Origin of the sequence: Kitasatospora sp. NPDC059747 (genome assembly GCF_042732955.1) — a bacterium.
GTDB lineage: Bacteria > Actinomycetota > Actinomycetes > Streptomycetales > Streptomycetaceae > Kitasatospora.
Window position 1 is genome coordinate 49,538 of record NZ_JBHWGV010000055.1, and the last position, 8,773, is coordinate 58,310.

General features: G+C 74.4%; 8 protein-coding genes. 7 read left to right on the plus strand and 1 reads right to left on the minus strand.

The window, feature by feature from the left end; all coding sequences use genetic code 11:
• The first annotated feature begins 436 nt into the window (after positions 1 to 436).
• The 4 genes from ACFV4G_RS23755 to ACFV4G_RS23770 all read left to right on the plus strand — a co-directional run bounded on the left by ACFV4G_RS23755 (position 437) and on the right by ACFV4G_RS23770 (position 4,626).
• Positions 437 to 1,147 (plus strand): urease subunit gamma, encoded by a 711-nt coding sequence (locus ACFV4G_RS23755; protein WP_380443547.1) that lies wholly within the window; start codon positions 437 to 439, stop codon positions 1,145 to 1,147.
• Positions 1,144 to 2,859 carry an urease subunit alpha gene (locus tag ACFV4G_RS23760; protein WP_380443549.1) on the plus strand — a complete coding sequence of 572 codons (1,716 nt, stop codon included), beginning with the start codon at positions 1,144 to 1,146 and terminating at the stop codon, positions 2,857 to 2,859. The genes ACFV4G_RS23755 and ACFV4G_RS23760 overlap by 4 nt, the downstream gene beginning before the upstream one ends.
• 23 nt (positions 2,860 to 2,882) lie before the next feature.
• A complete protein-coding gene (locus ACFV4G_RS23765; protein ID WP_380443551.1) occupies positions 2,883 to 3,926 on the plus strand; it encodes an agmatine/peptidylarginine deiminase in 1,044 nt (347 codons plus the stop codon).
• Positions 3,927 to 4,026: 100 nt separating this feature from the next.
• Positions 4,027 to 4,626 (plus strand): TetR/AcrR family transcriptional regulator, encoded by a 600-nt coding sequence (locus ACFV4G_RS23770; RefSeq protein ID WP_380443553.1) that lies wholly within the window; start codon positions 4,027 to 4,029, stop codon positions 4,624 to 4,626.
• A gap of 21 nt (positions 4,627 to 4,647) precedes the next feature.
• Here ACFV4G_RS23770 and ACFV4G_RS23775 read toward each other — a convergent pair whose 3' ends face one another.
• A complete protein-coding gene (locus ACFV4G_RS23775) occupies positions 4,648 to 6,432 on the minus strand; it encodes a hypothetical protein (RefSeq protein WP_380443555.1) in 1,785 nt (594 codons plus the stop codon).
• Positions 6,433 to 6,714: 282 nt separating this feature from the next.
• Here ACFV4G_RS23775 and ACFV4G_RS23780 point away from each other — a divergent pair, with 282 nt between their 5' ends.
• The 3 genes from ACFV4G_RS23780 to ACFV4G_RS23790 all read left to right on the plus strand — a co-directional run bounded on the left by ACFV4G_RS23780 (position 6,715) and on the right by ACFV4G_RS23790 (position 8,715).
• Positions 6,715 to 7,227: a hypothetical protein gene (locus tag ACFV4G_RS23780; protein WP_380443557.1), complete on the plus strand. Its 513-nt coding sequence runs from the start codon at positions 6,715 to 6,717 to the stop codon at positions 7,225 to 7,227.
• A gap of 94 nt (positions 7,228 to 7,321) precedes the next feature.
• A complete protein-coding gene (locus ACFV4G_RS23785) occupies positions 7,322 to 7,984 on the plus strand; it encodes a DUF3105 domain-containing protein (protein WP_380443559.1) in 663 nt (220 codons plus the stop codon).
• Positions 7,981 to 8,715, plus strand: coding sequence for a DUF305 domain-containing protein (locus ACFV4G_RS23790; protein WP_380443561.1), 735 nt, complete (start codon positions 7,981 to 7,983; stop codon positions 8,713 to 8,715). The genes ACFV4G_RS23785 and ACFV4G_RS23790 overlap by 4 nt, the downstream gene beginning before the upstream one ends.
• Positions 8,716 to 8,773 lie beyond the last annotated feature (58 nt).

Consider the following 8,773-nt stretch of genomic DNA (forward strand, 5'->3'; position numbering starts at 1 on the left):
CATCCTCATGCCCAGCTGACGGCGTTTGCAACAGTGTGCGTCCGATCACGTGGGGTGAAAGGGGCACGGGGAGGTTCGCGTGATCCAACTGCCCGCGCCGGACGGGTTTGCGAAGCGCAGAGCCCGCATTCGAGCCCTCCCCTCGCCGATCCCGCGCACACCCGGCGCGCGGAACCGTGCCCTCCCCGCGCCGTGCGCCGGCCCGTCCCGCCGTCGAGCCCCCTCCCCCGCGCGCCCCGCTCACCCCGCCCGCCGCCCCGGCGCGCCGAACCGGCGCGGAGCCGCAACGCTGGACAGAGCGGCCCGGGCCGGGTTCAATGGCCCGAGAAGTTTGAACGACGTTCTAAACACCCCTGAGCGCCCCGAACGTCCGAGCACCCCCCGAGCCGCCCCCCCCACCTGCCCGAGGGGCCCGACGAGCCGCGAGCGAGGAACCGTGCGACTGACCCCCACCGAGCGGGACCGGCTGCTGATCTTCACAGCAGCCGAGCTGGCCCGCGCCCGCCGCGCCCGGGGCGTGCGCCTCAACATCCCCGAGGCCACCGCCCTGATCGCGGACACCGTCTGCGAGGCCGCCCGCGACGGCCGGCGCCTGGCCGAGGCCATCGAGGCCGGACGCAGCGTCCTGACCGCCGACGACGTCCTGCCCGGCGTCCCCGACGTCGTCACCGTCGTCCAGGTCGAGGCCGTGTTCGACGACGGCACCCGCCTGGCCGTCGTCAACGACCCCTTCAAGGGCGCCGGCTCGCTCGGCGACGAGGCCCCAGGCGGCGCGCTCGCCGGCGACGGCGCCGGCTACGACCCGGTCGAGGAGACGCTCCTACTCCCCGTCCACAACACCTCCGGGGTGCCGATCTCGGTCACCTCCCACTTCCACTTCTTCGAGGCCAACCCGCGCCTGGCCTTCGACCGCGCCGCCGCCTACGGCACCCACCTCGCCGTCCCGGCCGGCTCCTCCGTGCGCTTCGACCCCGGCGCCACCGTCGAGGTCGGCCTGGTGCCGATCGGCGGCGAACGCGTCGCCATCGGGTTCGCGGGCCTCGTCGACGGCCCCCTGGACGCCCCCGGCGCCAAGGAGGCCGCCCTGGCCAAGGCCCGCGCCACCGGCTACCTGACCGGCTTCGACGACTCGGAGGTGCCCTCGTGAGCCCGATCACCCCGCACGACTACATCTCCGTCCACGGCCCCCGCGCCGGGGACCGCATCCGGCTCGGCGACAGCGGCCTCATCGTCCGCGTCGAGTCCGACTCCCAGGCCCCCGGCGAGGAGTTCCTGGCCGGCTTCGGCAAGACCGCCCGCGACGGCCTGCACCTCAAGGCCGCCGCCGTCCGCGACACCTGCGACGTCGTCATCAGCAACGTCCTCGTCATCGACGCGATCCAGGGCGTGCGCAAGACGTCCATCGGCCTCGTCGACGGCCGGATCGCCGCCATCGGCCGCGCCGGCAACCCCGACACCCTCGACGGCGTGGACGTCGTCGTCGGCACCGGCACGACGATCGTCTCCGGCGAGGGCCTCATCGCCACCGCCGGCGCCATCGACACCCACGTCCACCTGCTCTCGCCGCGGATCATGGAGGCCTCGCTCGCCTCCGGCGTCACCACCATCATCGGCCAGGAGTTCGGCCCCGTCTGGGGCGTCGGCGTCAACTCCCCCTGGGCGCTGCGCCACGCCTTCAACGCCTTCGACGCCTGGCCGGTCAACATCGGCTTCCTCGGCCGCGGTTCGTCCTCCGACCCGGCCCCGCTGATCGAGGCCCTCGCCGAGGGCGGCGCCTCCGGTTTCAAGGTGCACGAGGACATGGGCGCCCACACCCGCGCCCTCGACACCGCGCTGCGCGTCGCCGACGAGTACGACGTCCAAGTGGCCCTGCACACGGACGGGTTGAACGAGTGCCTGTCCGTCGAGGACACCATCAAGGTGCTGGAGGGCCGCACGATCCACGCCTTCCACATCGAGGGCTGCGGCGGCGGACACGTCCCCAACGTCCTCAAGATGGCCGGCGTCCCCAACGTCATCGGCTCCTCCACCAACCCCACCCTGCCGTTCGGCCGCGACGCCCTCGGCGAGCACTTCGGCATGATCGTCTCCGCGCACGACCTCAAGGTCGACCTGCCCGGCGACGCCGCCATGGCCCGCGACCGCATCCGCGCCGGCACCATGGGCGCCGAGGACGTCCTGCACGACCTCGGCGTCATCGGGATCACCTCCTCCGACGCCCAGGGCATGGGCCGCGCCGGCGAGACCGTCCGGCGCACCTTCGCCATGGCCGGCAAGATGAAGGCCGAACTCGGTCCCCTCGACGGTGGGTACGGGACCACCGAGGGCGGCGACGACAACGAGCGCGTCCTGCGCTACATCGCCAAGCTCACCATCAACCCCGCCATCGCCCACGGGCTCTCCCACGAGGTGGGCTCGATCGAGGTCGGCAAACTCGCCGACATCGTCCTGTGGCGCCCCGACCACTTCGGTGCCAAACCGCAGCTCGTCCTCAAGGCCGGATTCCCCGCCTACGGCGTCGTCGGCGACCCCAACGCCTCCACCGACCGCTGCGAACCCCTGGTCCTCGGACCGCAGTTCGGCGCCCACGGCGCCACCGCCGCCGACATCTCGGTCGCCTTCGTCGCCCAGGCCGCCGCCGACGGCGCCTACCTCGACCGCCCCGCCGACGGCCTGCCCACCCGCCGCCGCCGCGTCGGCGTCCGCGGCACCCGCGGCATCGGGCCCCGCGACATGGTGCGCAACGCCCGCCTCGGCCACGTCGAGGTCACCGAGACCGGACTGGTCTCGCTCGACGGCTCGCCGCTGCGCTCCGAACCGGCCGACAGCGTCTCGCTCAGCCGCCTCTACTTCCTCTGACCTCCTCCCCCAAGGACCCCCTGATGACCACCCCCACACCCGCCTCCCTCGGCTACCGGATGCCCGCCGAATGGCACCCGCACGACCGCACCTGGATGGCCTTCCCCACCACCAACCCCACCTTCGACACCCCGGAGAACCTGCACGCCGGACGCGAGGCCTGGGCCGCGGTCGCCAACACCATCGTCCGGTACGAGCCGGTGACCCTCATCGTCAACACCGGGGAGAGCGCCGAGGCCAGGAAGTACGTCTCCGAGCAGGTCGAGATCGTCGAACGCCCCCTGGACGACGCCTGGATGCGCGACATCGGCCCGTCCTTCCTGATCGACGGCAAGGGCTCGCTCGCCGCCGCCGACTGGATCTTCAACGGCTGGGGCGCCCAGTCCTGGGCCCGCTGGGACAAGGACCAGCACATCGCCGAGCACATCGGCGAGCTGACCGGCGTCCGGCGCTTCGTCTCCCGCCTGATCAACGAGGGCGGCGGCATCCACGTCGACGGCGAGGGCACCGTGCTCGTCACCGAGACCGTCCAACTCGGCGAGGGCCGCAACAGCGACTGGACCAAGGAGCAGGTCGAGGCCGAGCTGCACGCCTTCCTCGGCACCACCAAGGCCGTCTGGCTGCCGCGCGGACTCACCCGCGACTACGACGAGTTCGGCACCCGCGGCCACATCGACATCGTCGCGTCCTTCGTGCGCCCCGGCGTCGTCGTCGCCCACGTCCAGCCGGACCCGGCCCACCCCGACCACGCCGTCTGCCAGGAGCTCGTCGCCATCCTGCGCGCCTCCACCGACGCGCAGGGCCGCCAGCTGGAGGTCGTCGAACTGCCCGCCCCCACCGTCCTGTTCGACGAGGACGGCGAGCCGGTCGACTACTCCTACATCAACCACTACGTGGCCAACGGCGCCGTCATCCTGTGCGGCTTCGACGACCCGCGCGACCAGGAGGCCGCCGACATCCTCGGCGAGGCCTACCCCGGCCGCACCGTCGAACTCGTCGACGCCCGCGGGATCTTCGCCAACGGCGGCGGCATCCACTGCATCACCCAGCAGCAGCCCCAGGCCTGACGGGACGCTACCGGAGCGGGGTGCGCACGCCCCGCTCCGGTAGCGTTCGGTCCCGCTGCGAACCACGACCTCCGCTGCGCACCGAGGGAGAGCACGACACATGGCGGACGCCCGCCCGCGCCGGCCGGCGCGCCCCCGCGAGGAGGTCTTCGCCACCGCCCGCGCCGCGATCGCCGAACACGGGCTCGCCAAACTCACCATGGCCGGGCTCGGCAAGCAGCTCCAGATGAGCGCCGGGCACCTGCTCTACTACTTCGGCAGCAAGGACCAGCTGCTGCTGGAGACCCTCCGCTGGAGCGAGGACCAGCTCGGTGCCCGCCGCCGCGAGGCCCTCGCCGACCACGCCCGCGACCCGTGGCAGCGCCTCGACGCCTACCTGCGGCTCTACCTCCCCGAGGGGCCCGGCGACCCGCGCTGGATCCTGTGGATCGAGGTGTGGGGCCGCTCCCCCGCCAGCGCCGAACTCCGCCAGGGCCAGCAGGACATCGAGGCGCCGTGGCAGTCCGACCTGGCGGGCCTCATCGACGAGGGCACCGCCGCCGGCCACTTCACCCCCGGCCCGACCGCCGACCGCGCCACCCGGCTCCGCGCGCTGCTCGACGGGCTCGCCGTCCCCGTCGCCCTCGGCCTCCCCGGCAGCCGCACCGACGAGGCCCTCGCCCACGCCACGGCGGTGGCGCGGATCCTGCTGCGGGCGTGACGTGAGGCGGGGGACCGCTTCCTACTCCGTCCAGACGGCGGCGGCCGTCCGGTCGTCCGCGTAGCCCTTCGCCCGGACCTGCACCTGGCGCAGGAAGTCGACCGTGCCCGGCGGGTGCGGGTGGGCCCAGTGCGAGGACAGGAAGTGGGCGACGGCCGGCTCGTCGGCGATCGGGTCCGCCAGGCCCGGCGTGCAGAGCAGCAGGATGTCGCCCGGAGTCGCCGGCACCAGCCGGAAGCGGAACGGCCGCGGCTCCGGCACCGGACCGTCCGCCGGCGCCGGCACGCCGTCCGGGTGGTGCAGCAGCCGGGCCGCGTAGGCGTCGATCCAGTGACCGGAACGCAGCAGGTACAGCCCGCCGGGGCCGACCCCGAACGCCGCCCGGTAGCCGGCCGCCGGGTCCAGCGACACCATCAGGCAGTGCAGCGACGCCGGGGACGGGCCGTCCTCCCCGCCCGGCGCCAGCGCCCGCAGCGGGGCCGCCGCGCCGGTGACCAGCCGCTGGAGGCCGTAGCGCAGCCGGTCGCGGGCGCCGGCGCGCAGGTCGGCGGCGAGACCGGCCCGGCTGCGGCCGATCGCGGCGGCCAGCTGACGGCAGGCCTCGCCGGCCGCGGTGCCGACCGCCTCGGGCGGCACGTCCTCGTCGGCCGTCGAACCGCCGTCGTCGAACCCGTTGCGGTCGAAGCCGCCGAGCACAGCGAGCAGCAGCCCGTCCGGGCCGTCGCCGAACCGCGTCACCAGCAGCGCGTCGCGCCGCGGCTCGCCCCGGTACCGGGCGGAGTCGCCGCGCACGGACACGGCCCGCAGGACGGCCGGACCGTACTGGGCGCCCTCCAGGACGGTGTCCGCCACGACGGACCCCAGCGAGCCCGGGTCCGCCTCCGGCACGGCCGTCGGCTCCGGCCCGTACGTCGGCGGGCGCTCCCCCACGTGCGGCACGGCGTCCGCGGCGGCGGCCAGCGGCGAGCGGGCGACGGGGCGGGGGGAGGGAGCGGGGGCGGGTTCGGGTTCGGCGGCGAGTTCGGGGGCGAGTTCGGGTTCGGGTTCCGCGGCGTGGACGACCTCCGGCTCCGGCTCGGGCGCGCGGACGGCCTCGGGCTCGGGGGCGGGGTCCGGTTCGGGGGCGCGGACGGCTTCCGCTTCCGGCGCGGGCGTGCGGGCCGGTTCCGGCTCGGGCGGAGAGGCGTGGACGGCCTCGGGCTCGGGCTCTCGTTCCGGTTCCGCTTCCGGTTGCGGCTCCGGCGCGGGTGCCGGTGCCGGTGCCGCGTCGACGGCGGGCCCGGCTTCGGACTCGGGCCCGGCTTCGGGCTCCGCGGCGGGCTCCGGCCGCACGTCCTCCGGTGCCGCTGCCGCCGCCTCGGGTGCGTCCGGCTTGTCGAGCGCGACGGGGCCCGTCCGGAAGTCCGGTGCCGGGAACTTGTGCGTCTCCGCCGACGGCGACGGCGGGGGCCACTCGACCGGCGCCGACACCGGGGCCGGGTCCGACACCGGGGCCGACACCGGGGCCGGGGCCGGGTCCGGCTGGCCGATCACGTCGAGCGCGGTGTCGAACCAGTCGTCGATGCTGTCCCGCGCGCCCGCGCCCGCGGGCGCCTCCGCCGCGGCCCCGGCCGCCGCCTCCGCCTGCTCGCCGGTGCGCTGCGGCGCGATCAGGCCCGCCGCCGTGTCGAACCAGTCGTCGACGCTGCCCGCGCCCGGGTCCGCCCCGGGGGTGTCCGGGAGGGTGCCCGCCGGGCCGTCGTAGACGGCGTCCCACCACCCGTCGTCGGGCCGGTGGGGCTGTGCGGGTGCACCCTGTTTGCTCATCTGGCGGCTCCTGGTCGGTCCGTGGTCGCGCCGCCCCCGGCGGGGCCGGACTCGACGTCATTGTCTCCAAGTGCAACGACGCTGTCCGGGTTTCGGCGACAACCGGACACCGTCCGCAACGTTCCCGGCCACCCCGTCCGCCCCCGCGTTCAGCACCGTTCCGTCCCTGCTTGCCGGAAGTGTCCGGAGCGGGTGTTTCCGTGCCGTTCGGTGCCGTTGGGGGCCGAAAATGGGGCCGGAGGAGGGGCATCGCATCACTCGTTCGGCTGATTAAATGTGCCCATGACCGCGTCGGCCCCCAGCTCGCCCCGACCGGGGAGGGCCGCACCGGCGGGCCGCCCGGCGGGTGTGCTGTGGATCCTGCTGCTGGTCGGGCTGCTGACGGCACTGCCCTGCTCGGGCCGGGCGATGGCCGCCGACCAGGGCTCCCCGGCGCCGTCCACCGTGACGGCGGTCACCACCGTCTCCGCCGCCTCCGGCGCCACGGAGGCCACCGCGGGCACGGCCACCGGCCGCACCGCCAAGCCCGCCGACCACCACCCGCACGTCGACGGACCGCGCCACTGGACCTGGTGCTCGGCCGACGGCCGTCCCCCGCAGCGGGACAACGGCTGCTCCAGCCACCCGTACTGCGGCCAGGACGCCCAGCTGCCCAACCCGCCGCCGCACCCGCCGCCGGTGGTCTCACCGCACGCACCGGCCCCCGAGGCGCTGCCCCGGGTCGCCCCCGCCGGACTGCTCGTCGGCCCGCACCCCGCACCCGATCTGCACGAACTCCAGGTGCACCGCTCCTGAGCGGAACCCGCCGTCCGCCACCGGACGGATCCGCCCTCCCCACTTCATCCGACCGCCGCCCCAGCCGGGCGCGCGGGGACAAAGGACAACCATCATGGGTTCCGCCTCCAAGCAGTCCAGCAAGAACAAGCAGCAGGGCGCCACCGACCGCCGCGCCCGGATCGCCGAGCTGCGCGCCGCCGAGCAGCGCCGCGACCGCCGCAACAAGATCATCGCGATCGTCGCCGCCTGCGTCCTGGTCGCCGGCACCGGCGGTGCCATCGCCTGGGTCCTCAAGGACCAGAGCGACAAGAAGCACGCCCAGGAGGTCGCCGCCAACGCGGACATCCCGGGCGTGAAGACCTTCGGCGACCTGAGCCGCAACCACGTCAAGGACAAGGTCACCTACCCGATGACCCCGCCGGTCGGCGGCGACCACAACGCGGTCTGGCTGGACTGCATGGGCCACGTCTACGACCAGCCGGTCGAGAACGAGCGCGCCGTCCACTCGCTGGAGCACGGCGCGGTCTGGGTGACCTACAACGGCAAGGCCACCCCGGAGGACGTCAAGACCCTCTCCGACAAGGTCAAGGCCACCCCGTACTCGCTCATGAGCCCCTACCCGGACGAGCAGGGCACCATCACCCTGAACGCCTGGAGCACCCAGCTCGTCGTCGACAGCGCCTCCGACCCCCGGGTCAACCAGTTCTTCACCAAGTACGTCCAGGGCAAGCAGACGCAGGAGCCCGGCGCCTCCTGCACCATGGGGCAGATGTGACCGCCGGGAAGCCCGTGACCCCCGGGGATCCGCAGGACGCCGACGGACCGCAGGACGCCGACGAACCGCAGGCCGTCGCCGCCCGGCCACGGCGCCGGCTCTGGTGGCCGGCCGCGCTGGCCGCCGCCGTCGCGCTGGCGCTCGGCGTGCCGGCCCTGGTGGCGAGCGGGACGTCGGCCTCCGGCTCGTCCTCGCTGACCGTCCCGGCGGACGGCTCACCCGAGGCCGGGTTCGCCCGCGACATGGCGACCCACCACCAGCAGGCGGTGGACCTGTCGTTCATCGTCCGGGACCGCACCTCCGACGAGCCGACCCGCACCCTGGCGTTCGACATCATCAACACCCAGGCCAACCAGCGCGGCATGATGATGGGCTGGCTCGACCAGTGGGGGCTGTCGCAGCACTCGCCGGCCAAGCCGATGGCGTGGATGGACATGGGCCACGACTACCAGGCCCACGACGGCTCGCTGATGCCCGGCATGGCGACCAACGCCCAGCTGGCGAAGCTGCGCACGCTCAGCGGCAGGGACGCCGAGGTGTACTACCTGCAGCTGATGATCGAGCACCACAAGGGCGGCGTCGAGATGGCCCAGGGCTACGTGGACCTGGCGAAGAACGACAGCGAGAAGCGGCTCGCCCAGTCGATGGTGGTCGCCCAGACCTCCGAGCTGGAGCTGATGACCGACATGCTCAAGGAGCGCGGCGCCGCCCCCGGCGTGCCCGCCTCCTGAGCCGCGTCCGCACGGCCTGACCGGCCAAGGGGTGCGGTGGGGACGACGGAATGTTCCG